The 22,397-nt window shown below is 58.3% G+C and carries 23 protein-coding genes and 1 riboswitch; of the genes, 11 read left to right on the forward strand and 12 right to left on the reverse strand.

Annotation, left to right across the window (positions count from 1 at the left end):
* Positions 1-73: 73 nt before the first annotated feature.
* Positions 74-1,180, forward strand: coding sequence for an ABC transporter permease (locus ABLU87_RS02125; RefSeq protein ID WP_004849064.1), 1,107 nt, complete (start codon positions 74-76; stop codon positions 1,178-1,180).
* A gap of 60 nt (positions 1,181-1,240) precedes the next feature.
* On the opposite strand, the gene ABLU87_RS02130 is transcribed toward ABLU87_RS02125, so the two are convergent.
* On the reverse strand, positions 1,241-1,678 hold the full coding sequence (locus ABLU87_RS02130) for a YbhQ family protein (RefSeq protein WP_004130686.1): 438 nt from the start codon (positions 1,676-1,678) through the stop codon (positions 1,241-1,243).
* A gap of 143 nt (positions 1,679-1,821) precedes the next feature.
* Here ABLU87_RS02130 and ABLU87_RS02135 point away from each other — a divergent pair, with 143 nt between their 5' ends.
* The 3 genes from ABLU87_RS02135 to ABLU87_RS02145 are packed head-to-tail and all read left to right on the forward strand — an operon-like array spanning position 1,822 to position 4,777.
* Complete coding sequence (locus tag ABLU87_RS02135; protein WP_014228498.1) at positions 1,822-2,571, forward strand: endonuclease/exonuclease/phosphatase family protein; 750 nt, start codon at positions 1,822-1,824, stop codon at positions 2,569-2,571.
* Positions 2,568-3,812, forward strand: coding sequence for a cardiolipin synthase ClsB (gene clsB, locus ABLU87_RS02140; RefSeq protein ID WP_014837867.1), 1,245 nt, complete (start codon positions 2,568-2,570; stop codon positions 3,810-3,812). The genes ABLU87_RS02135 and clsB overlap by 4 nt, the downstream gene beginning before the upstream one ends.
* Positions 3,812-4,777, forward strand: coding sequence for a YbhN family protein (locus tag ABLU87_RS02145; RefSeq protein ID WP_025108110.1), 966 nt, complete (start codon positions 3,812-3,814; stop codon positions 4,775-4,777). Before clsB ends, ABLU87_RS02145 begins: the two co-directional genes overlap by 1 nt.
* A gap of 104 nt (positions 4,778-4,881) precedes the next feature.
* On the opposite strand, the gene ABLU87_RS02150 is transcribed toward ABLU87_RS02145, so the two are convergent.
* From ABLU87_RS02150 to moaA, 6 genes are all read right to left on the reverse strand, one after another.
* Positions 4,882-5,586, reverse strand: coding sequence for a Bax inhibitor-1/YccA family protein (locus tag ABLU87_RS02150; protein ID WP_025108111.1), 705 nt, complete (start codon positions 5,584-5,586; stop codon positions 4,882-4,884).
* A gap of 44 nt (positions 5,587-5,630) precedes the next feature.
* Positions 5,631-6,083: a molybdopterin synthase catalytic subunit MoaE gene (gene moaE, locus ABLU87_RS02155; protein WP_004849058.1), complete on the reverse strand. Its 453-nt coding sequence runs from the start codon at positions 6,081-6,083 to the stop codon at positions 5,631-5,633.
* A gap of 1 nt (position 6,084) precedes the next feature.
* Positions 6,085-6,333: a molybdopterin synthase sulfur carrier subunit gene (moaD, locus tag ABLU87_RS02160; RefSeq protein ID WP_122117186.1), complete on the reverse strand. Its 249-nt coding sequence runs from the start codon at positions 6,331-6,333 to the stop codon at positions 6,085-6,087.
* The gene (gene moaC, locus ABLU87_RS02165; RefSeq protein ID WP_014228494.1) at positions 6,326-6,814 is read right to left on the reverse strand and encodes a cyclic pyranopterin monophosphate synthase MoaC; all 489 of its coding nucleotides are present in this window, start codon (positions 6,812-6,814) and stop codon (positions 6,326-6,328) included. Before moaC ends, moaD begins: the two co-directional genes overlap by 8 nt.
* A gap of 3 nt (positions 6,815-6,817) precedes the next feature.
* Positions 6,818-7,330 (reverse strand): molybdenum cofactor biosynthesis protein B, encoded by a 513-nt coding sequence (moaB, locus tag ABLU87_RS02170; protein ID WP_009653795.1) that lies wholly within the window; start codon positions 7,328-7,330, stop codon positions 6,818-6,820.
* 21 nt (positions 7,331-7,351) lie between these two features.
* Positions 7,352-8,341: a GTP 3',8-cyclase MoaA gene (gene moaA, locus ABLU87_RS02175; RefSeq protein WP_014837864.1), complete on the reverse strand. Its 990-nt coding sequence runs from the start codon at positions 8,339-8,341 to the stop codon at positions 7,352-7,354.
* A riboswitch (molybdenum cofactor riboswitch) is annotated at positions 8,329-8,467 on the reverse strand. It overlaps the preceding gene by 13 nt.
* Positions 8,468-8,676: 209 nt before the next feature.
* On the opposite strand from moaA, the gene yvcK reads away from it, so the two are divergent.
* The 4 genes from yvcK to pmrB all read left to right on the forward strand — a co-directional run bounded on the left by yvcK (position 8,677) and on the right by pmrB (position 13,106).
* A complete protein-coding gene (gene yvcK, locus ABLU87_RS02180) occupies positions 8,677-9,582 on the forward strand; it encodes a uridine diphosphate-N-acetylglucosamine-binding protein YvcK (RefSeq protein WP_014228492.1) in 906 nt (301 codons plus the stop codon).
* Positions 9,583-9,692: 110 nt separating this feature from the next.
* On the forward strand, positions 9,693-11,336 hold the full coding sequence (gene eptA, locus ABLU87_RS02185; protein WP_025108112.1) for a phosphoethanolamine transferase EptA: 1,644 nt from the start codon (positions 9,693-9,695) through the stop codon (positions 11,334-11,336).
* Entirely contained in the window at positions 11,333-12,004 is a 672-nt protein-coding gene (gene pmrA, locus ABLU87_RS02190; RefSeq protein ID WP_004849045.1) for a two-component system response regulator PmrA, read from the forward strand. The genes eptA and pmrA overlap by 4 nt, the downstream gene beginning before the upstream one ends.
* A gap of 4 nt (positions 12,005-12,008) precedes the next feature.
* Positions 12,009-13,106 (forward strand): two-component system sensor histidine kinase PmrB, encoded by a 1,098-nt coding sequence (pmrB, locus tag ABLU87_RS02195; RefSeq protein ID WP_014228490.1) that lies wholly within the window; start codon positions 12,009-12,011, stop codon positions 13,104-13,106.
* A gap of 300 nt (positions 13,107-13,406) precedes the next feature.
* Here the strand turns inward: pmrB and uvrB are convergent, their stop codons facing one another.
* A complete protein-coding gene (gene uvrB, locus ABLU87_RS02200; protein WP_004849041.1) occupies positions 13,407-15,422 on the reverse strand; it encodes an excinuclease ABC subunit UvrB in 2,016 nt (671 codons plus the stop codon).
* Between the two features lie 711 nt (positions 15,423-16,133).
* Here uvrB and ABLU87_RS02205 point away from each other — a divergent pair.
* Positions 16,134-16,856: an ATP-binding cassette domain-containing protein gene (locus tag ABLU87_RS02205; protein WP_122117188.1), complete on the forward strand. Its 723-nt coding sequence runs from the start codon at positions 16,134-16,136 to the stop codon at positions 16,854-16,856.
* Here ABLU87_RS02205 and bioD read toward each other — a convergent pair.
* From bioD to bioB, 4 genes are read right to left on the reverse strand one after another with little or no spacing between them, the layout of a single operon-like run.
* Positions 16,798-17,520 carry a dethiobiotin synthase gene (gene bioD / locus ABLU87_RS02210; protein WP_122117189.1) on the reverse strand — a complete coding sequence of 241 codons (723 nt, stop codon included), beginning with the start codon at positions 17,518-17,520 and terminating at the stop codon, positions 16,798-16,800. The genes ABLU87_RS02205 and bioD overlap by 59 nt on opposite strands.
* Positions 17,513-18,268, reverse strand: a complete 756-nt coding sequence (gene bioC, locus ABLU87_RS02215) for a malonyl-ACP O-methyltransferase BioC (protein ID WP_196942103.1) — start codon at positions 18,266-18,268, stop codon at positions 17,513-17,515. Before bioC ends, bioD begins: the two co-directional genes overlap by 8 nt.
* Positions 18,252-19,409: an 8-amino-7-oxononanoate synthase gene (gene bioF / locus ABLU87_RS02220; protein WP_102803320.1), complete on the reverse strand. Its 1,158-nt coding sequence runs from the start codon at positions 19,407-19,409 to the stop codon at positions 18,252-18,254. The genes bioC and bioF overlap by 17 nt, the downstream gene beginning before the upstream one ends.
* A complete protein-coding gene (bioB, locus tag ABLU87_RS02225; protein WP_014228484.1) occupies positions 19,406-20,446 on the reverse strand; it encodes a biotin synthase BioB in 1,041 nt (346 codons plus the stop codon). The genes bioF and bioB overlap by 4 nt, the downstream gene beginning before the upstream one ends.
* Before the next feature lie 85 nt (positions 20,447-20,531).
* Between bioB and bioA the strand changes: the two genes are divergently transcribed.
* Together bioA and ABLU87_RS02235 are read left to right on the forward strand one after the other, a co-directional pair.
* The gene (gene bioA, locus ABLU87_RS02230; protein WP_122117457.1) at positions 20,532-21,821 is read left to right on the forward strand and encodes an adenosylmethionine--8-amino-7-oxononanoate transaminase; all 1,290 of its coding nucleotides are present in this window, start codon (positions 20,532-20,534) and stop codon (positions 21,819-21,821) included.
* A 69-nt stretch (positions 21,822-21,890) separates the two neighbouring features.
* Positions 21,891-22,367: a kinase inhibitor gene (locus ABLU87_RS02235; protein WP_009653774.1), complete on the forward strand. Its 477-nt coding sequence runs from the start codon at positions 21,891-21,893 to the stop codon at positions 22,365-22,367.
* Positions 22,368-22,397 lie beyond the last annotated feature (30 nt).

The raw sequence follows: 22,397 nt of genomic DNA on the forward strand, positions 1-22,397 counted from the left end.
CGTTTCTGCCAGATTGGGTAGCCAGGATAAGCGCAGTCCGGGAATACAAAGCAGTATAAAGAGAGAATATAAGATGTTCCATCGCTTATGGACGTTAATCCGCAAAGAGCTACAGTCGCTGTTGCGTGAACCGCAGACGCGGGCGATTTTGATTATGCCGGTGCTCATTCAGGTGCTGCTGTTCCCCTTTGCCGCCACGCTGGAGGTAACGAACGCCACCATCGCCATCTATAACGAAGACAACGGCAAGCACGCCGTGGAGCTGACCCAGCGCTTTGCCCGCGCCAAAGCCTTCACCCACGTGCTGTTACTGAAAAGCCCTCAGGAAATAAGACCGACCATCGATGAACAAAAAGCGCTATTGGTCGTGCGTTTCCCGGCGGATTTTTCGCGCAACCTCGACACCAACCAGACCGCCCCGCTCCAGCTGCTGCTGGACGGGCGCAACTCCAACAGCGCGCAAATTGCCGCCAACTACCTCCAGCAGATCGTCAAAAGCTATCAGCAGGACCTGCTGGAAGGCAAAGCCAAACCGAACAATAGCGAGCTGGTGGTACGCAACTGGTATAACCCGAATCTCGATTACAAATGGTTCGTGGTGCCGTCGCTGATCGCCATGATCACCACCATCGGCGTAATGATCGTCACCTCGCTCTCCGTTGCCCGCGAGCGCGAACAGGGGACGCTCGACCAGCTGCTGGTCTCGCCGCTGGCAACCTGGCAGATCTTTATCGGTAAAGCGGTCCCGGCGCTGATTGTCGCCACCCTGCAGGCGACCATCGTGCTGGGGATCGGTATCTGGGCCTATCAGATTCCCTTCGCTGGCTCACTGCTGCTGTTTTACTTCACGATGATCGTTTACGGTCTGTCGCTGGTAGGATTCGGACTGCTGATTTCGTCGCTGTGCTCCACGCAGCAGCAGGCGTTTATCGGCGTATTCGTCTTTATGATGCCGGCGATTTTACTCTCCGGCTACGTTTCGCCGGTGGAAAATATGCCGGTATGGCTACAAAACCTGACGTGGGTGAACCCGATTCGTCATTTCACCGATATCACCAAGCAGATCTATTTGAAGGATGCGAGTCTGGAAATCGTGTGGGGAAGTTTGTGGCCGCTACTGGTCATAGCGGCCACCACCGGCTCGGCGGCGTATGCGATGTTCCGAAGAAAGATCGCGTAATACTCGTCATCGTTCAAGCCACAACTGTGCTGGCTCGCCTTGCTCCCCCCAGTCACATAGTTATCTATGCTTCTGGGGATTCGCTGCGTTGCCGCCTTGTTGTAGCCCGAACGATTTAGCGTATCTGTTTTTATCTTTTGCCAGCAGTGAAACCACCGCCGGACCGGCCAGTATTGCCAGCCCGGCGAGGGCCAGCAGCAGGTTATTGTGCAGCACGCGCGACAGCAGCCACAGCACGATCACCGCGGTGCCGAAGTACCAGGTGGTGGTGAGTTCCTCAAGGAAATCACCGACGTCGCGCCAGCGCTCATCGTGATGGCGCTGCAAAAACAGCATCGACACTAACGTGACGCCGTACAGCACGCACAAACCTAATCCGACGCGCACCAGCGCGCCGCTCATCCAACCCATCACCAGTACTGCCACGACCAGTAGATGCAACATAATCTGCCAGCAACTAAGACCCGTTGCGACGCGTACACGTTGTTGCCACTTCATGGCTTCTCTCCTGAAGGATTTTTCTCTGCTACTCAGAGTACCGCACTTTACGGAAAATTCCGTATCACCGCATCTTTTTGTGACCTCTACTACACTATTTCCTACAGGAAAGTGACATTGCCCAGAGAAATAAGGACAAACAAATGCCGCGATTTTCGTTAAACGTGCTGACAATTAACACCCATAAAGGGTTTACTGCGTTCAATCGCCGCTTTATTTTGCCCGAATTACGCGAAGCGGTGCGCAGCGTCAGCGCCGACATTGTTTGCCTGCAGGAGGTAATGGGGGCGCACGAAATTCATCCGCTGCATATCGAAAACTGGCCGGATACCACCCACTATGAGTTTCTGGCCGATACCATGTGGAGCGATTATGCCTACGGCCGCAACGCCGTTTACCCGGAAGGGCATCACGGCAACGCGGTCCTCTCCCGCTTCCCCATCGAACATTATCAAAATCTCGATGTTTCGGTCGGCAACAGCGAAAAGCGCGGCCTGCTCTACTGCCGCATCGTCCCGCCGGAAAGCGGCATCGCTATCCATTTATTCTGCGTGCACCTGGGACTGCGCGCTCATCAACGTCAGGCCCAGCTGACGATGCTGGCAGACTGGGTGAACGGTTTACCCGCGGGCGAACCGGTGGTGGTAGCCGGTGATTTTAACGACTGGCGGCAGCAGGCGAACCGCCAGCTTAAAGCCCAGGCCGGGCTGGAGGAGATTTTTACCCGCGCCAGAGGGCGCCCGGCGCGCACTTTCCCGGTCAGCTTTCCGCTGCTGCGACTTGACCGCATCTACGTAAAAAACGCCCACGCCAGCCAGCCCAGAGCGCTGGCGTTAAAACAGTGGCGTCATCTGTCCGATCATGCACCGCTTAGCGTGGAGATACATCTGTGAAATGCAGCTGGCAGGAAGGAAACCGCATTCGGCTATTAGAAAATGGCGATAACTATTATCCGGCCCTGTTTGCCGCCATCGGCCGCGCGCAGCAGCGGGTGATCCTTGAGTCTTTTATCTGGTTTGAAGATGACGTCGGCAAACAGCTCCATGCCGTTCTGTTAAAAGCGGCCCAGCGCGGCGTGCGCGTCGAGGTCTTACTGGACGGCTACGGCTCGCCGGATTTAAGCGAAAGCTTTGTGGGCGAGCTGACGTCGGCTGGCGTGATTTTTCGCTATTACGATCCGCGCCCGCGCCTGCTCGGCATGCGCACTAATTTATTTCGCCGTATGCATCGCAAAATCGTGGTGATCGACGACGTTACCGCCTTTGTCGGCGGCATTAACTACTCCGCCGAGCACATGACCGATTACGGTCCGGAGGCCAAACAGGATTACGCCGTACAGGTCGAAGGGCCGGTGGTGCTCGATATTCTGCAATTTGAACTCGAAAACCTCCCCACCAGCGAAGCGACCCGACGCTGGTGGCAGCGGCGTCGGCATAAGCCTGAAATCAACCGCAACCCCGGCGAAGCGCAGGCGCTGTTTATCTGGCGGGATAATCAGGATCATCGCGATGATATTGAGCGTCACTATCTGAAGATGCTGACCAGCGCCCGCCGGGAAGTGATTATCGCTAACGCCTACTTTTTCCCCGGCTATCGGCTGCTGCACGCTATGCGCAACGCTGCCCGCCGCGGGGTGCGCGTTAAGCTCATCGTTCAGGGTGAGCCGGATATTCCGATTGTCAAATTCGGCGCGCGCCTGCTCTACCACTATCTGGTAAAAGGCGGCGTGCAGATTTTCGAATATCGCCGCCGTCCGCTGCACGGCAAAGTGGCGCTGGCGGACGATCACTGGGCCACTGTGGGCTCCAGCAACCTCGACCCCCTGAGCCTGTCGCTGAATCTGGAAGCCAACCTGGTGATTCACGACCGCGAGTTTAACCAGACGCTGCGCGATAATCTCAATGGCTTAATCCTTAACGACTGCCGCGAGGTCGATAAGCGCATTTTGTCGAAACGAACCTGGTGGCGGCTCGGCATTAGCGTGCTGGCGTTCCACTTCCTGCGCCACTTCCCTGCCTGGGTCGGATGGCTACCGGCCCATACGCCGCTGCTGTCGCGGGTTCAGCCCCCGGTACAGCCAGAAATAGAAACCCAGGACCGCGTGGACCCGGAAAACCAGGAGGTGAAATCCTGATGGCGAAATCTCACCCTCGCTGGCGGATGGCGAAAAAAATCCTGACGGTGCTCTTTTTTATCGCCGTCGTCGTTCTGCTGGTGGTCTATGCGCAAAAAATCGACTGGCAGGACGTGTGGAAGGTCATTCGCGATTACAACCGTACGGCGCTGCTCAGCGCCATCGGGTTGGTTATCGCCAGCTACCTGATCTATGGCTGCTACGACCTGCTGGGGCGCGCTTACTGCGGCCACAAGCTGGCTAAACGCCAGGTGATGCTGGTGTCGTTTATCTGCTACGCCTTTAACCTGACGCTCAGCACCTGGGTGGGTGGGATTGGTATGCGCTATCGGCTCTACTCGCGCCTCGGCCTGAGCGGCGCAACCATTACCCGTATCTTCTCCCTGAGCATTACCACCAACTGGCTGGGCTATATTCTGCTCGGCGGCATTATTTTTAGCTCCGGCATGGTGAAGGTGCCCGAGCGCTGGTATATCAGCCAGTCGTCGCTGCAAATTCTGGGCGTCGTTTTACTGCTGATTTCCGCGTTTTACCTGTGGGCCTGCGCCTTTGCTAAAAAGCGCCATCTGACGATAAAAGGCCAGCGGCTGGTTCTGCCGTCCTGGCGCTTCGCGTTATTGCAGATGGCGGTTTCCAGCCTGAACTGGATGGCGATGGGGGCGATTATCTGGCTGCTGCTGGGCCCGCAGGTGGACTATTTTCTCGTGCTCGGCGTGCTGCTGGTCAGCAGCATTGCGGGGGTTATCGTGCATATTCCGGCAGGCATTGGCGTGCTTGAGGCGGTATTTATCGCCATGCTTTCCGGGGAAGAGATTTCGCGCGGCGCGATTATTGCCGCCCTGCTTGCCTATCGCGCCCTGTACTACTTCCTGCCGCTGCTGCTGGCGACCATCGGCTACCTGATTCTGGAGAGCCGGGCGAAGCATCTGCGGGAGAAAAACCAGCGCAAGCTGGCGGGCGAGTAGTCAAAAAAGCCCCGGTCGCGGATGCTGACCGGGGCTACAGGTTCATCGTTTTCTGCGGTCTGGTAGCCCGGATAAGGCGCATCGCGCCGCCATCCGGGAACGAGTTAACGACGGTTGCCGAAAATGCGCAGCAGCATCAGGAACAGGTTGATAAAGTCCAGATACAGCGTCAGCGCCCCAAGAATCGAGTATTTGCGCAGCGTTGACGCATCGCGAACGTCAATCTGCTCGCCGATGTTTTTCAGCTTCTGGGTGTCATAGGCGGTCAGGCCGACGAAGACGATCACCCCGATGTAGGTCACCGCCCACATCAGCGCTTCGCTCTTCAGCCAGAAGTTAACCAGCGACGCCAGCAGGATACCGATAAGCGCCATAAACAGCATATTGCCGAAGCCGCTCAGGTCGCGTTTAGTGGTATAGCCGTAAAGGCTCATCACGCCAAACATCCCGCCTGCCACCACGAAGGTACTGGCGATCGATGAGTAGGTATAGACGAGGAATATACTGGATAAGGTGAGCCCGGTTAGCGCCGAATAGAGCATAAACAGAGTGGTCGCCATTCCCGCGCTCAGCCGCTGCACCATGCCGGAGAGCACAAATACCAGCCCCAGCTGGGCGATGATCAGGCCGAAAAAGGTTATTTTGCTGGAAAAGACAAACATCATCACCGCAGGGGTGTTGGCCGCAAACCACGCGATAAACGCCGTGAGCAGCAGCCCGACCGTCATCCAGCCGTACACCTGCGCCATATAAGTTTGAAGTCCGCTGCGACCCTGTACGATCGACCCGGAACGAGGATATCTATCCATGACTGTCTCCTGATTAACGAAATTTATCTTCTAAGCGTACCACACTACCAGCGTTCTGCCGCTTCACGGTCGCTATCTCGCGCATCGACCCAGCGCTCGCCTTCCGGCGTCGCCTCCCGCTTCCAGAACGGCGCGCGGGTCTTCAGGTAATCCATAATAAACTCCCCCGCCGCAAACGCGCTACCGCGGTGGGCGCTGGTGACGCCGACAAAGACAATCTCCTCCCCGGGCCACATCTCGCCGATACGGTGAATCACCGTCACCCGGCCCAGCGGCCAGCGCTCGCGCGCCTGTTCCACAATCTCCGCCAGCGACTTTTCCGTCATCCCCGGATAGTGTTCGAGGGTCAGCGCTTTGACGCTGTCGCCAAGGTTGTGGTTGCGGACCTTGCCGGTAAACGTCACTACCGCGCCGTCTTCATCGCGCTCGGCCAGCCAGGGGTATTCGTCGCCGACCTTAAAGCGGTCATGGCTGACAATAATACGCGTCTGCGTCATGTTACCCCCCGGTGACCGGCGGGAAAAACGCCACTTCATCACCGGCCGCCAGCGGGTGATCAAACGTCGTCAGCGTCTGGTTTACCGCCGCCAGCAGCTTGCCCTCCTCCAGCGCCAGCGCCCAGCGGCCGCCTCGGGCGATCAGCTGCTGGCGAACGGCTTCAACCGTGGTCAGGCCTTGCGGATCGAGCGTCAGGGAGTCGGTGCCGAGCAGTTCGCGCACCTGGGCAAAAAAAAGAACCTTAATCATGGCTATCTTCCACTCTGAAATCGCCGGACTTGCCGCCGCTTTTCGCCAGCAGGCGCACCGGACCTATCACCATATCTTTCTGCACCGCTTTGCACATATCGTAAATCGTCAGCGCGGCGACGGAAGCGGCGGTCAGGGCTTCCATCTCAACGCCGGTTTTCCCGGTCAGACGGCACAGGGATTCGATACGCACCCGGTTATGCTCGGGCTGCGCCTGCAGATTGACTTCGACTTTGCTCAGCATCAGCGGATGGCAAAGCGGAATCAGCTCCCAGGTGCGTTTTGCCGCCTGGATCCCGGCAATGCGCGCGGTGGCAAAGACATCGCCTTTGTGATGGCTACCGTCGATAATCATCGCCAGCGTCGTAGCCTGCATTTCAACATAGGCCTCGGCGCGCGCTTCGCGAACCGTCTCCGCTTTCCCTGAGACATCGACCATGTGCGCTTCGCCGGCGGCGTTAATATGGGTCAGCTGCGTCATAAATTACTTCTTAAGATGAGAGATAAAGTTGCACGGGCGCGTGCGCGCATCGAGCTGCGGCGCAATAATATTGTCCCATGCGGTACGACAGGCTTTGGTTGAGCCGGGCATCGCAAAAATCAGCGTGCGGTTCGCCACCCCGGCAACGGCGCGGGACTGCAGGGTCGAGGTACCGATCTCTTCGAAGGAGAGCATGCGGAACACCTCGCCGAAACCTTCCACTTCGCGGTCAAACAGCGGCAGCAGCGCTTCCGGCGCCTGGTCGCCGTCGGTAAAACCGGTGCCGCCGGTAATCAGCACCACCTGCACCTCATCGCCGGCAATCCACGCCGACACCTGAGCGCGAATGGCGTAGCGGTTCTCTTTCACAATCGCCTTATCGACGATGACGTGCCCCGCCTCCTCAGCCGCGTCGCGCAGCCAGTGTCCGGAGGTGTCGTCCTCTTCGCCACGTCGGCTGGAGACGGTGAGAATAGCAATACGGGTCGGGATAAACTCAGCGCTGGCCTGGCTCATCTGATCGCTCCTTAAAATGAATTATCCGCCAATATAGGACAGGTTCTGGGTAATACCGGTGTTGCCCTGATGCAGGAAGTGGGTCTGTTTTTTGTGCGTTAACGCCTCGGATATGCGCGCCTCCAGCGCCGGCTGCTGCTGCTCATCGGCGAGCAGATCGCGCAGATCGACGCCGCCTTCGCCGAACAGGCACAGGTGCAATTTACCCACGGAAGAGACGCGCAGACGGTTACAGGTAGCGCAGAAGTCTTTTTCATAAGGCATAATCAGACCGATTTCCCCGGCATAATCCGGATGGCAAAACACCTGCGCCGGGCCGTCGCTACGCTGGCGGATCTGATGGATCCAGCCGCGACGCAGCAGCTCATCGCGCAGCACCATGCCCGAGATATGATGGCGGCGGAACAGATCGCTGCCTTCGCCGGTTTCCATCAATTCAATAAAACGCAGCTGAATGCGGCGCGGCTGGATCCACGCCAGAAAAGTGTCGAGCTGGTGATGGTTAACGTCGCGCATCAGCACGGTATTGACCTTCACTTTTTCGAAGCCAGCGGCAAATGCGGCATCGATGCCGTCCATCACCTGATGAAACTTGTCCTGGCCGGTGATGGCGTGAAACTGACGCGCATCGAGGCTATCCACGCTGACGTTAATCGCCGTCAGCCCGGCATCGCGCCAGCTTTCAACGTCGCGCGCCAGCCGGTAGCCGTTGGTGGTGACCGCAATCTGGCGAATAGAAGGGTTTTCCCGCACCGCGGCGATGATGTCGGTAAAATCGCGACGCAGCGAGGGTTCGCCGCCGGTCAGGCGCACCTTTTCCGTCCCCAGGGCGGAGAACGCGCGCGTCACGCGGCGAACTTCATCAACGCTGAGAAAGCCTTTATTGGTGACGGCGCCGGGCTTATAGCCATCGGGGAGACAGTAGGTGCAACGAAAGTTGCATACGTCGGTAATTGATAAACGCAGATAGTAAAACTTCCGCGCAAATGCATCGGTAAGCTGTGAAGCCATAGACACCTTTCCAAATACGGGAGACGCGGTCATTTCTTTTCGCGCCCTGGTGGCAACCGAGGTTGTCACGGCCAAAGCACCATATCTTTCGACACAGGCACAGAGGCTAGAGTGTTAGTGGGTTACGCCGAATAGTAGCGCTTTAATAACGGTTATGCCATTTCCAGTTTCGTTATATAATAATGTATATATCGATACGATCGCGTATTTTCGCTACAGAATAGCTAAAAACCACGCTTTTGCATTGATGTCGGTCAGTTTGTCAGATTCAGCCCATCGTCTTTTAGGGGTAGATCGGTTACTGTGAGCCCGATAAATGGTTATAAGGGATTTTTATGCGCAATCGCACTTTCGCCGATCTGGATCGCGTGGTGGCACTCGGCGGCGGGCACGGGCTGGGCCGGGTAATGTCATCCCTCTCTTCGCTCGGTTCACGCCTCACCGGCATCGTCACCACGACCGATAACGGCGGCTCTACGGGGCGCATTCGTCGCGCGGAAGGCGGCATCGCCTGGGGCGATATGCGCAACTGTATTAATCAGCTCATCGCCGAACCCAGCGTGGCCTCGGCGATGTTTGAGTACCGTTTTAGCGGCAACGGCGAGCTTTCCGGGCATAACCTCGGCAATTTGATGCTTAAGGCGCTGGATCACCTGAGCGTACGTCCGCTTGAAGCGATCAATTTGATCAGGAATCTTCTTAAGGTCGACGCGTTTCTGATCCCGATGTCGGAACAACCGGTCGATCTTATGGCCATCGACCATGAAGGGCACGAAGTTTACGGTGAAGTGAATATCGATCAGCTTGCCAGCGTGCCGCGCGAGCTTATGCTCTCCCCGCCGGTGCCCACCACCCGTGAAGCGATAGAAGCCATCGCCGAAGCCGATTTAATCCTGATTGGCCCCGGCAGCTTCTATACCAGCCTGATGCCGATTCTGCTGCTTGATGAGATGGCGAAGGCGCTGCGCCGCACGCCCGCGCCAATGGTGTTTATCGATAACCTTGGCAAAGAGCATAGCCCGGCAGCCAGCCTGACGCTGGCGGACAGGGTCGCCATTATGGAGCAGCAGATTGGTAAACGGGTGATTGACGCGCTGGTTGTCGGCCCGAAAGCCGATATCGCAGGGGTTAAGGATCGGGTCGTCATTCAGACGCCGCTGGACGCCAGCGATGTGCCCTATCGTCACGATCGCCAGCTGTTGCGCCGCGCGCTGGATAAAGCGATTCAGGCCTTAGGCTAATCCTCAACGCGGCCTTATCCTCGCGACAAAAACAGGCAGGCTTAAAATCTTAAGGTTGTCTTAAAAAAAAACGGGCAGCATAGCGAACATCTCTTTATGTGGACTTCGCTATGTCGTTATTTTCTTTACGTCGGCCAATGCTTAACCGTACGGTCTATTTGATTCTGTTCGCCTGCTATATTGGCCTGGCGCTGAACATCGCTTTCTATCGCCAGGCGTTTACCCTGCTGCCGGTCAACGGCCTGCATAACTGGCTGGTGTTCCTCAGTATGCCGATAGTGGCTATCAGCGTGATGAATATCATCACCACGCTAGCGTCATTTCTTAAGCTTGACCGCCTCGTTATCAGCCTGTTTATTCTGCTTAGCGCCTCGGCCCAGTATTTTATCTGGACCTTTGGCGTGGTTATCGATCGGGCGATGATCACCAATATTCTCGATACCACTCCCGCCGAAAGCTTTGCGCTACTCTCCGGAAAAATGGTCCTGATCCTGGGACTCTCCGGCATTTTGGCGGTGGTCGTGGCCTGGTGGGTTAAAATCCGCAAACCGGCAACCCTGTGGCGCAGCGTGGCGGTAAGGCTGTTGAGCATCGTGGTTTCAGCGCTACTGATTATTCTGGTCGCGGCATTTTTCTATAAAGATTACGCCTCGCTGTTTCGCAATAATAAAGAGCTGGTTAAGTCCCTGAGCCCGTCAAACAGCATTGTGGCCGTGAACTCCTGGTATGCGCATAACAGGATGGATAATCTTCCGCTGGTCAAAATTGGCGAAGACGCGGTTCAGAAGCCGGAGATGCGCAGCGGACCGCGGAAAAACCTGACTATCGTGGTGTTAGGCGAAACCTCAAGGGCGGCAAACTTTTCCCTGAACGGCTACGCCCGCGAGACCAACCCGCGCCTGAAACAGGATAATGTTATCTATTTCCCCGACACCACGTCCTGCGGCACCGCGACCGCGGTTTCTGTACCGTGCATGTTCTCTAATATGCCGCGCGCCCACTATGATGAAGAGCTGGCGCACCATCAGGAAGGCGTGCTGGATATCCTGCAGCGCGCGGGAATTCAGGTTCAGTGGAATGATAACGACGGCGGCTGTAAAGGAGCCTGCGACCGGGTACCGCACCAGAACGTCACCGATCTCAAGCTTAGCGGCCAGTGCATCGACGGCGAGTGCTACGATGAGGTGCTGTTCCATAACCTGGAGAACTATATCGATAATCTGCAGCAGGACGGGATTATCGTTCTGCACACTATCGGCAGCCACGGCCCAACCTACTACAATCGTTATCCGGCGCAGTTTAAACAGTTTACGCCCACCTGCGACACCAACGAGATTCAGAGCTGTACCCAGCAGCAGCTCACCAATACCTACGATAATACGATTTTGTATGTCGATTATGTGGTCGACAAAGCGATAAAATTACTGCAGTCAAAGCAGGATAAATTTACCACCAGCCTGGTGTATCTCTCGGATCACGGCGAGTCGCTTGGCGAGGATGGGGTGTATTTACACGGGCTACCGTGGTCCATCGCCCCGGAGACGCAAAAACACGTCCCGATGCTGCTGTGGCTGTCAGCGGATTATCAACAGCGCTATGGCGTGTCCAGCCAGTGTTTGCAGCAAAAAGCGAAAACGCAAGCGTATTCGCAGGATAATCTTTTCTCCACCCTGCTCGGTCTGCTCGGGGTCAGCACCCGCGAGTACCAGGCAACAGACGATATTTTAACGCCATGTAGAGAGGCAGGCCGATGAAAATTTTAGTCATTGAAGACGATGCGCTCCTGTTACAAGGGTTAATTCTGGCGATGCAAAGCGAGGGCTACGTTTGCGACGGCGTATCAACCGCCCACGAAGCCGCCCTCTCTCTGGCCAGCAACCACTACAGCCTGGTGGTTCTCGACCTCGGCCTGCCGGATGAAGACGGTCTGCACTTCCTGGCGCGCATGCGACGGGAGAAGTTCAGCCAGCCGGTACTGATCCTCACCGCCCGCGATACCGTGGATGACCGCATCAGCGGCCTGGATACCGGCGCGGATGACTACCTGGTTAAGCCGTTTGCGCTGGAAGAGCTGAACGCGCGCATTCGCGCCCTGCTGCGTCGTCACAATAATCAGGGCGATAACGAACTGTCCGTCGGCAATCTGCGCCTGAACGTCACCCGGCGGCTGGTCTGGCTCGGCGAGCAGTCCCTGGATTTAACGCCCAAAGAGTACGCTCTGCTTTCACGCCTGATGATGAAAGCGGGCAGCCCGGTGCATCGCGAAATTCTCTACAACGACATTTACAGCTGGGACAACGAACCGGCCACCAACACGCTGGAGGTGCATATCCATAATCTGCGCGATAAAGTCGGCAAATCACGCATCCGCACCGTCCGGGGCTTTGGCTATATGCTGGTTGATAACGCGGAGACCGAATAACGCTATGGCTTTTTTTGTCAGTGAAAACTGGACTATGCGTCATCGGCTGCTGCTGACAATTGGCGCTATTCTGGCCGTTTGTCAGCTCATCAGCGTGTTCTGGCTGTGGCATGAAAGTCAGGAGCAGATTCAGCTGCTGGTCGCCAGCGCCATTGAAGGGCATAACAATCAGAAGCATATTGAGCATGAGGTTCGCGAAGCGGTAGCCAGCCTGCTGATCCCAAGCCTGCTGATTATCGGCCTGGCGCTGTATATCTCCCTGCTGGCGGTGAAAAAAATCACAAAGCCGCTTTCCAGACTGCAGCTCGAGCTGGAAAGCCGCACCCCGGACAACCTGCAGCCTATCACGCTGAAGGAATCGGTTCCTGAAGTCACCGCGGTGACCACCGCGATTAATCAGCTGGTGTCCCGCCTGAATTTAACCCTCGATCGCGAGCGTCTGTTTACCGCCGACGTCGCCCATGAGCTGCGCACGCCGCTGGCCGGGCTGCGTCTGCACCTGGAGCTTCTGGCGAAAGTGCATGGCGTTAGCGTGGACCCGCTAATTCAGCGTCTCGATCAAATGACCAATAGCATTACCCAGCTGCTTCAGCTGGCGCGCGTTGGCCAGTCATTCTCCGCCGGAAGCTATCAGCAGGTTGCGCTGAAAGAGGATGTAATCGAACCGCTGCAGAGCGAGCTTGAGACTATGCTGCAGCAGCGCCAGCAGACGCTGGCGATCAACGTCAAGGATGGAGAGGCAATCGTGTCGGGCGACGCCACGCTGGTGCAGGTTATTTTACGTAACCTGGTCGAAAACGCGCATCGTTATAGCCCGACGGGGTCGACGATTAAAGTGTCGATAGCGCCTGGCCCAACGCCCATTCTGGCCGTTGAGGATGAAGGCCCGGGAATTGATGAGGCTAAAAGCGGTGAGTTAAGCAAAGCGTTCGTCCGCATGGACAGCCGCTATGGCGGTATTGGTCTCGGGTTAAGCATCGTCACCCGCATCGCCCAGCTGCACGACGCGCAGTTCTTTTTACATAACCGACAGCCCGGGCCCGGCGTTCGCGCCTGGGTACTCTTCCCTAAAGCTTCGCGTCAGAACGTCAGCACCCACTGATGGAAAAAGGCAACGACGATAACAAACGCGCAGGTGACTGCCAGGTATTCGCGGAAGGTTAATTTTTGCATGGCGCTATCCTCAGTAAAGTGAGGATAGTTTCGCCAAACAAGATTAAGCCAACATTAAGCATCACGGAAAATCGCGACAGAGGGGCAACAAATAACCAAAGCGTTTCGGCTCATGTGCCCGCTTTTCTGTCGGGTGGCGGCTGGCGCCTTACCCGACCTACGAAAAACACATCCCGTCCATCGCCCGAAGACCCGGTAAGGCCCGGGCGATATTTATCTGGCAACGCCGCTACGAAGCGGCGATAAACAGCTCGCGCAGCTGGTGAAGCTGGTCGCGAATTTGCGCCGCCTCTTCAAACTCCAGGTTCTGCGCGTGCTGCATCATCTGCCCTTCCAGTTCGTGAATCTTCTGCTGGAGCGCCTTCGGCGTTAGCGCGACGACATCCGCCTCAACCGGTGAGCGAGACTTGCCGCGCCCCTTGGTTTTGGTTTTCGCGATATTCTGACCGAGCGCCAGAATATCGACCACTTTCTTATTCAGACCCTGCGGAACGATACCGTGCTCTTCGTTGTACGCCTGCTGCTTCTCGCGGCGGCGCTCGGTTTCCCCGATCGCTTTCGCCATCGACGGGGTGATTTTATCGCCGTAGAGAATCGCTTTGCCGTTGATATTTCGCGCCGCGCGGCCAATGGTCTGAATCAGCGAGCGTTCAGAGCGCAGGAAGCCTTCTTTATCGGCATCCAGGATCGCCACCAGCGAAACTTCCGGCATATCCAAACCTTCACGCAGCAGGTTGATCCCCACCAGCACGTCAAACTCGCCGAGGCGCAGGTCGCGGATAATCTCCATGCGCTCCACGGTGTCGATGTCCGAGTGCAGGTAGCGCACCCGCTCGCCGTGCTCTTCCAGATATTCGGTTAAATCTTCCGCCATGCGTTTGGTCAGCGTCGTGACCAGCACGCGCTCGTTGATCGCGGTGCGGATGCGAATTTCCGAGAGCAGATCGTCGACCTGGGTGCCTACCGGACGCACTTCGATGACCGGATCCAGCAGCCCTGTAGGACGGACGACCTGGTCCACCACCTCGTCGCCGGATTTATCCAGCTCATAGGCTCCCGGCGTCGCCGAAACATAGATGGTTTGCGGCGCCAGGGCCTCAAACTCTTCAAACTTGAGCGGACGGTTATCGAGCGCCGACGGCAGGCGGAAACCGTACTCCACCAGCGTCTCTTTGCGCGCCCGGTCCCCGCGGTACATACCGCCGATCTGCGGGATCGTGACGTGGGACTCATCGATGACCAGCAGACCATCGGCCGGCAGGTAGTCAAACAGCGTCGGCGGCGGTTCGCCCGGCCCACGGCCCGACAGATAGCGCGAGTAGTTTTCAATCCCCGAGCAGTAGCCCAGCTCGTTCATCATTTCGAGGTCGAACTGCGTACGCTGGCTCAGACGCTGCTCTTCCAGCAGCTTGTTGTTCTCCAGCAGTCCCTTACGCCGCTCCGACAGTTCAACTTTAATCTCTTCCATCGCCTGGACGATGCGCTCGCGCGGGGTGACGTAGTGGGTTTTGGGATAAACGGTGAAGCGCGGGATCGTCGACTCAATATGACCGGTCAGCGGATCGAACAGCGACAGGCGCTCAACTTCCTCATCGAACAGCTCAACGCGCAGCGCGATATCGTCAGACTCCGCCGGGAAGATATCAATCACCTCGCCGCGCACGCGGAAGGTACCGCGCTGGAAGGCCTGATCGTTGCGGGTATACTGCAGCTCGGCCAGGCGGCGCAAAATAGCGCGCTGGTCGATAATCATGCCGACCGTCAGATGCAGCATCATTTTCAGATACAGATCCGGATCGCCCAGACCGTAGATAGCGGAGACCGAGGCCACCACCACCACGTCGCGACGCTCCAGCAGCGCTTTGGTCGCCGACAGACGCATCTGTTCAATATGTTCGTTCACCGACGCATCTTTCTCGATGAAGGTGTCCGAGCTTGGCACGTAGGCTTCCGGCTGGTAGTAGTCGTAGTACGAGACGAAATACTCCACCGCGTTCTCCGGGAAGAACTCTTTCATTTCGCCGTATAGCTGCGCCGCCAGGGTTTTGTTTGGCGCCAGCACCATCGTCGGGCGCTGCAGGTCAGCAATGACGTTGGCGATGGTAAACGTTTTACCTGAGCCGGTGACCCCGAGCAGGGTTTGATGCGCCAGGCCATCTTCCAGCCCCTCTTCCAGGCGACGAATGGCTTCCGGCTGATCGCCGGAGGGACGGAAAGCAGAATGCAGCTTGAACGGTTTACTCATCAATCAGAACCTGAAGAAGGGTTGAACGGCAGGTGTTTAATTCTACTCGCCGGCTCAGCTTTTGCCAATAAAAAATACTGGATATAAAAACAGTACCATATTATCGTAGTCGGACTAATTAGCGCTTTTTACCGCCAACATGGACGAATAAAAACCGCTTTACGGGATAATCGACCACGCCTCAGGGTTATCCCCAAAAAGTATGGCCATTTAACATTTGTCAAGCGAGGGGATGAATGTTTTATGGCAGTCGGTGACACTTTTCTTACAGGCATTGATTTTATTTAAATAATTGATATTTAATAGAATTTAATAAAAGACGGGTTTCGCGCCAATTCGGCCGCAGGCCGCGTACTCTCTAGCTTACCGCAAGTTTTCTAACTCTAATACACAAGGTTATCCACAGGAATAGTGGATAACTGTCTGTAGCCCATGACCTGAGCCACCCGAACAAAACCCGTCGCCCCGGCCAAACTCGCCGCGAAAAAAATTAATTGAATTTTTTTTGCTGTTTATTGGCGAAGAGTGGCTAGATTTTTTGTTATTTTTTGCACCACATTTCAGCGCGCGGGCACCGGGAAAGTGCAAGGTCGGTCCGCTTGCGCCCGGTCGCACCTGTATTGACCAGCAAATACCGAGAGTTCTTTTTCCTGGCAAGAGATTTGCAGAATCTTCTCGTCGCCTGCTATCCCAGGAAAGGAGAAAACGTCTATGTTGAGTCTACGCGCCGTGAACCACTATTACGGAAGCCAGCACACGCTGTGGAATGTTGACCTTGAGCTCAAACCCGGTAAATGCACTTGCGTCATGGGGCGCCAGGGAATGGGGAAAACCACGCTCGTCAACTGTATTACCGGTCATCTACCGGTGGCCAGCGGCAGTATCACCTGGCAGGACGGAGGTTCGGCGCCCTATGACCTGATGCCGCTCTCCGCGCAGTCGCGCAGCGCCATCGGCATTGGCTATGTACCGCAGGATAAACGGATCTTTTCGCAGTTGAGCGTGGAGGAAAATTTGCACATTGCCCTTGCGGCGGGCGGCGAACCGGCGTCAGCGGTCGCCGGAGAGATTTACGATCTGTTCCCCGAGCTGTACGCTCTGCGCCAAAGTAAAGGGATTACCCTGAGCGCCGACGATCAGTACCAGCTGGCGCTGGCCAGGGCGCTGATAACCCGTCCGCGCCTGCTGATCCTCGACGAACCTTCGCGCGGCGGCGGCCAGCGCTTCCTGCACAAGCTCGGGGATTTACTGATGCGCCTGAACCGCGATATTGGCCTGACGGTGCTGATCGCCGAACAGCACCTGCCGTTTATTCGTCGGGTGGCGGATCGTTTCTGTCTGCTGCACTGTGGACGCAGCGTAGCCCAGGGAGACGTTATCCAGCTGGATGCCCCGCTGCTGGCGAAGTGGATGACGCCCGATCCAGCGCGCTGAGGTCGAGATACTGACCGAGATCCTCGCGCTGAGCCGCCTCCGCCAGCCACGGGATCTCGCCAAGAAACGGCGCGGGCAGCACGCGTTTCAGCGTTGCCAGATATTCAGGGTGGCGCCTGGCGGGCGGCTGGATATCGTTGGCTATCCAGCCCGCCAGCGGCAGTCCGGCCTGCAGCACCGCCTGAGCGGTGAGCATGGCATGGTTGATGCCCCCCAGCTTAACGCCGACCACTAAAATCACCGGCAGCCGCTCTTCCTCTACCCAATCGGCAAAGGTCAGCGTTTCTGACAGCGGCGTAAACCAGCCCCCCGCCCCTTCCACCAGTAGCCAGTCGGACAGCGCTTCCAGCTCGCGCAGGCCAGCAGAAATCGCGGCGGCGTCAATCGGTCTCCCTTCATCGGCGCTGATAATATGCGGTGACGTCGGTTCAGCAAAGGTGAACGGATTGACCTGCTCGTAGCGCAGCGCCACGCGGCTATTGCGCTGTAAAGCCAGCGCATCCTCATTACGTAATCCCTGGGCCGTATAGTCGCTGCCGGAAGCCACCGGTTTGTAGCCAGCGCTTTTAAATCCCTCGCGATTGGCCGCCTGCAGCAGCGCGCAGCTGGCGACGGTTTTCCCCACCTCGGTGTCGGTGCCGGTAACGAAGAAACGTTTAGTCACGTTCGATAACTCCTGTAAAAAGATGATACGTCAGCGGGCACTGGCCCTGCTGCTGCGGCCAGGCGAGCTGGAGCTGCCGCAGCTTGCCGCGGCTGAGCGGCGCAGGGCTGCGCCCGTGGTGCAGATGGGTCGCGCCAATGCCTTTAAGCGAGCGCATCGCGCTGAGCGCGTCGGGAAACGGCAGCGTGATGGCGTGGACGTGGCCGCTGGCGCGGCGTTCGGCCAGCGCCTGACGCACCGCCTGCTCGCTGAGAAAACGGTTGGCGTGCGGCCGCTCATCGATGGCTCGCCAGGCCTGATTGAGCTCAGGTAACGAACCTGACAGCAGCGTACTAAACGCCACGCGGCCGCCGGGCCGCACTACCCGGGACAGCTCATCAATGGCGGTCGCGAGATTGTCGCACCACTGAACCGCAAGGTTGCTCCATGCCAGATCAACGCAGCCGTCCGCCAGCGGCAGCGCTTCGATGTCGCCCTCGACGTAGCGGTGCGCGCAGGTTCCGCGGCGGGCCTCCGCCAGCATGTCGACGGAAAGATCCAGCGCCGTCACCCGGCTCCCTGCATCGCGCCAGAAGCGGCTTATGCTGCCGGGACCGCAGCCCGCGTCCAGCACCTCAGGAAAGGTCCTGATATCGAGCTGTTCCAGCAGCAGAGAGGCGCTAAGGCGCTGTAATTCGTCGTGCTGAGCGTAATGTCCCGCCGCGCGGCCAAACGCCGCCGCGACGGCGCGCTTATTCACCGCCGTCATGCAGCACCTCCAGCAGGCGGGCGATATCGGCAGACTCGTGCGCGGCGGTCAGCGTCAGGCGCAGCCGCGCGCTGCCGACGGGAACCGTCGGCGGGCGAATGGCCGTCGCCCAGCAGCCTTCCTCACGCAGACGCGCCGCCAGCCGCAGCGCGCGGGCGTTGTCGCCGACGATCAGCGGTTGGATCGCGCTGCCGGAATCAGTGAGCTCCCCGGGATAGTGGGACATTCCCCGGCGAAAGTCGGCGATATGGCCGGCCAGCGTTTCCCGCCGCTGCTGACCCTCGTCGCTGCGAATCACGGCCAGCGCGGCGCTCAGCGCCACCGCCTGCGCCGGCGGCATGGCGGTGCTGTAAATCAGATGGCGGGCAAACTGCAGCAGATAATCCGCCAGCGCCTCGCTGCACAGCACCGCCGCGCCGCTGACGCCAAACGCTTTACCGAAGGTGACGATAAGCAGATCCGGGCGTACCTGCTGCGCGTAGCAGCTGCCGCGCCCCTCTTCGCCGAGCGCGCCGATACCGTGCGCGTCGTCAACCAGCAGAAGCGCGCCGGCCGCCCGCGCCGCCTGAGAAACCTCAGCCAGCGGCGCGCTATCGCCGTCCATGCTAAAAATGCCTTCGGTCACCACCAGCTGCTGGCCGGATAGCGGTTTCGCCAGCAAATCGTCAAGATGGCGGCTGTCGTTGTGCTGAAAACGCCGCAGCTGCGCCGGGCTTAGGCTGGCGGCTTCCAGCAGCGAAGCGTGGCTGAGACGGTCGGCGACAATCCGATCCTCTTTGCCCGCCAGCGCGGCAATCACCGCCTGATTCGCGGCAAAGCCGGAAATAAACAGCAGCGCGCGCGGATAGCCCAGCCAGTCGGCCAGCAGCTCCTCCAGCGCGCGGTGCGCCTCGCTATAGCCGCTGACGTGGCCGGAGCCGCCGCTGCCGACGCCATAGCGATCCGCGCCCTGCTGCCAGGCCTTGACGATAGCCGGATGCTGGCTGAGGCCAAGATAATCGTTGCTGGAAAAATTGAGCCAGCGCCGCCCTTCGCGGCTGAGCCAGCGTCCTGCGCCCAGCGTCACCGGCAGGCGACTGCGCAAGGCATCCGCCGCCTGCCGTTCCGCCAGCGCCAGCTCGATGCGGTGCTGCCAGCTCATAGCGCCGCCGCGTTGTAATATTCCTCGGTATCCGGGTTCATCAACGCCTGCTCCAGCCGCTGCTGCTGGGCGTTATCGCCTTCCAGTACCTCGGTCTGCTGCGGATTAATCCCCAGCTTGCGGAACAGCTGCAGGTCTTTGTCCTCTTCCGGGTTTGGCGTGGTCAGCAGCTTGCAGCCGTAGAAAATCGAGTTCGCCCCGGCCATAAAGCACATTGCCTGGGTCTGTTCGTTCATCTGTTCACGACCGGCGGAGAGGCGCACGTGCGAGGTCGGCATCATGATGCGCGCAATGGCGATAGTACGAATAAAATCAAAGGCGTCCACGTCGTCGTTATCCGCCAGCGGCGTGCCTTTGACCTTCACCAGCATGTTGATCGGCACGCTTTCCGGCGGCGTCGGCAGATTGGCCAGCTGTAGCAGCAGCCCGGCGCGGTCTTTGACCGTTTCCCCCAGCCCGACAATACCGCCGGAGCACACTTTAATTCCGGCATCGCGCACTTTATCGAGGGTATCGAGGCGCTCCTGGTAGGTGCGGGTGGTGATGATATTGCCGTAGAATTCCGGCGAGGTATCGAGGTTGTGGTTGTAGTAATCCAGACCGGCGCCGGCCAGACGCTGGGCCTGGCTATCGTTGAGCGTGCCAAGGGTCATGCACGCTTCCAGCCCCAGCGCTTTTACCCCTTTCACCATCTGCTCAAGATACGGCATATCGCGATCGTTCGGATTCTTCCACGCCGCCCCCATACAGAAGCGGGTTGAACCGGCTTGTTTCGCCTGTCGCGCCGACTCAAGCACCTGTTCAACCTCCATCAGGCGTTCGGATTCCAGACCGGTTTTATAGCGCGCGCTTTGCGGGCAGTATTTGCAGTCTTCCGGGCAGGCGCCGGTCTTAATCGACAGCAGCGTGCTGACCTGAACCTGGCGCGGGTCGAAGTGCTGGCGATGGATCTGTTGCGCTTCAAACAGCAGATCCAGAAAGGGTTTATTAAATAACTCAGTAACTTGCGACATTGTCCAGCGGGGGTGGTGAGCCATTAGCCTCTCCAAAGGGTTTTGTTAATTGTTGGTTCGGTTTATACTCGTAAACCTAAATGTTTTCAAAATGGTTTACAAGTCGATTATGACAACGGACGATCTCGCTTTCGATCGGCGCCACATCTGGCACCCTTACACTTCAATGACTTCGCCGCTGCCGGTCTATCCGGTCGTGGCCGCCCACGGCTGTGAGCTGACCCTCGCCGACGGCGGGCAGCTGGTTGACGGCATGTCGTCCTGGTGGGCGGCCATTCATGGCTATAATCACCCGCGCCTGAACGCGGCGATGAAAGCGCAGATTGACCAGATGTCGCACGTCATGTTCGGTGGGATTACCCACCCTTCCGCGGTCGCCCTGTGCCGCCAGCTGGTGGCGATGACCCCGGAAAGCCTCGAATGCGTGTTCCTCGCCGATTCCGGCTCCGTCGCCGTCGAAGTGGCGATGAAAATGGCGCTGCAGTACTGGCAGGCGAAAGGCGACCCGCGCCAGCGCTTTCTCACCTTCCGCAACGGCTATCACGGCGATACCTTCGGCGCGATGTCGGTCTGCGATCCGACGAACTCAATGCACAGCCTGTGGCAGGGCTATCTGCCGGATAACCTCTTCGCCCCGGCGCCGCAGAGCCGCTTCGACGGCGACTGGGATGAGCGGGATATGGTGCCGTTCGCCCGCCTGATGGCCGCCCACCGCCATGAAATCGCCGCGGTGATCCTCGAGCCGATTGTTCAGGGCGCGGGCGGAATGCGGATGTACCACCCCGAGTGGCTCAGGCGGATCCGCAGGATGTGCGATCGCGAGGGCATCCTGCTGATCGCCGATGAGATCGCCACCGGCTTTGGTCGAACCGGTAAGCTGTTCGCCTGCGAGCACGCGGGGATTGCGGCGGATATTCTGTGCCTCGGCAAAGCGCTGACCGGCGGCACCATGACCCTCTCCGCCACCCTCACCACCCGTCAGGTGGCAGAAACTATCAGCGACGGGGAAGCCGGCTGCTTTATGCACGGCCCGACCTTTATGGGCAATCCGCTGGCCTGCGCGGCGGCGACCGAGAGTCTGCGCCTGCTGGAAAGCGGCGAATGGCAGCAGCAGGTGGCAGCCATTGAAGCGCAGCTCAGCGTCGAGCTGGTGCCGGCGCACGAATCCGCGCAGGTTGCCGATGTGCGGGTGCTGGGAGCGATTGGCGTTATCGAGACGCATCGGCCGGTGAATATGGCCGCCCTGCAGCGCTTTTTCGTCGAACAAGGCGTGTGGATCCGCCCGTTCGGTCGCCTGATTTACCTGATGCCGCCGTACATCATTACGCCGGAGCAGCTGAGCCGCCTGACGCGGGCGGTAAACGCCGCGGTTCAGGAAGAAACATTTTTTAGCGAATAAGCGACGGTAATGGCGCCTCTCTCGCGCTACACTTTCTGGCTAATCAGCGGATGACTACGAGGAGAGACGATGAAATTAATCAGTCATGATTTACAGGATGGTGAGAAGCTGCCCAATCGTCATGTCTTTAACGGCATGGGCTACGATGGCGATAATATCTCGCCGCATCTGGCGTGGGACGATGTGCCGGCCGGAACCAAAAGCTTTGTGGTGACCTGCTTCGATCCCGATGCGCCAACCGGCTCCGGCTGGTGGCACTGGCTGGTGGCCAATCTTCCGGCCGATACCCGCGTGTTACCGCAGGGAGCCGGCTCCGGACAGGCGGAACTGCCCGAAGAAGCGATTCAGACCCGTACCGATTTTGGCCAGGCCGGATACGGCGGCGCGGCGCCGCCAAAAGGCGAGACCCATCGCTATATCTTTACCGTCCACGCGCTGGACGTCGAAAAAATTGCGGTCGATGAGGGCGCAAGCGGCGCGATGGTCGGCTTTAACGTCCATTTCCACAGCCTCGGCAGCGCGTCGATTACCGCCCTGTTTAGCTAATCCCCGGATGGCGGCGTAAACGCCTTATCC

The sequence above is a fragment of the Klebsiella sp. CB_Kp196 genome (assembly GCF_040061575.1).
In the GTDB taxonomy this organism is placed as follows: Bacteria; Pseudomonadota; Gammaproteobacteria; order Enterobacterales; family Enterobacteriaceae; genus Klebsiella; species Klebsiella michiganensis.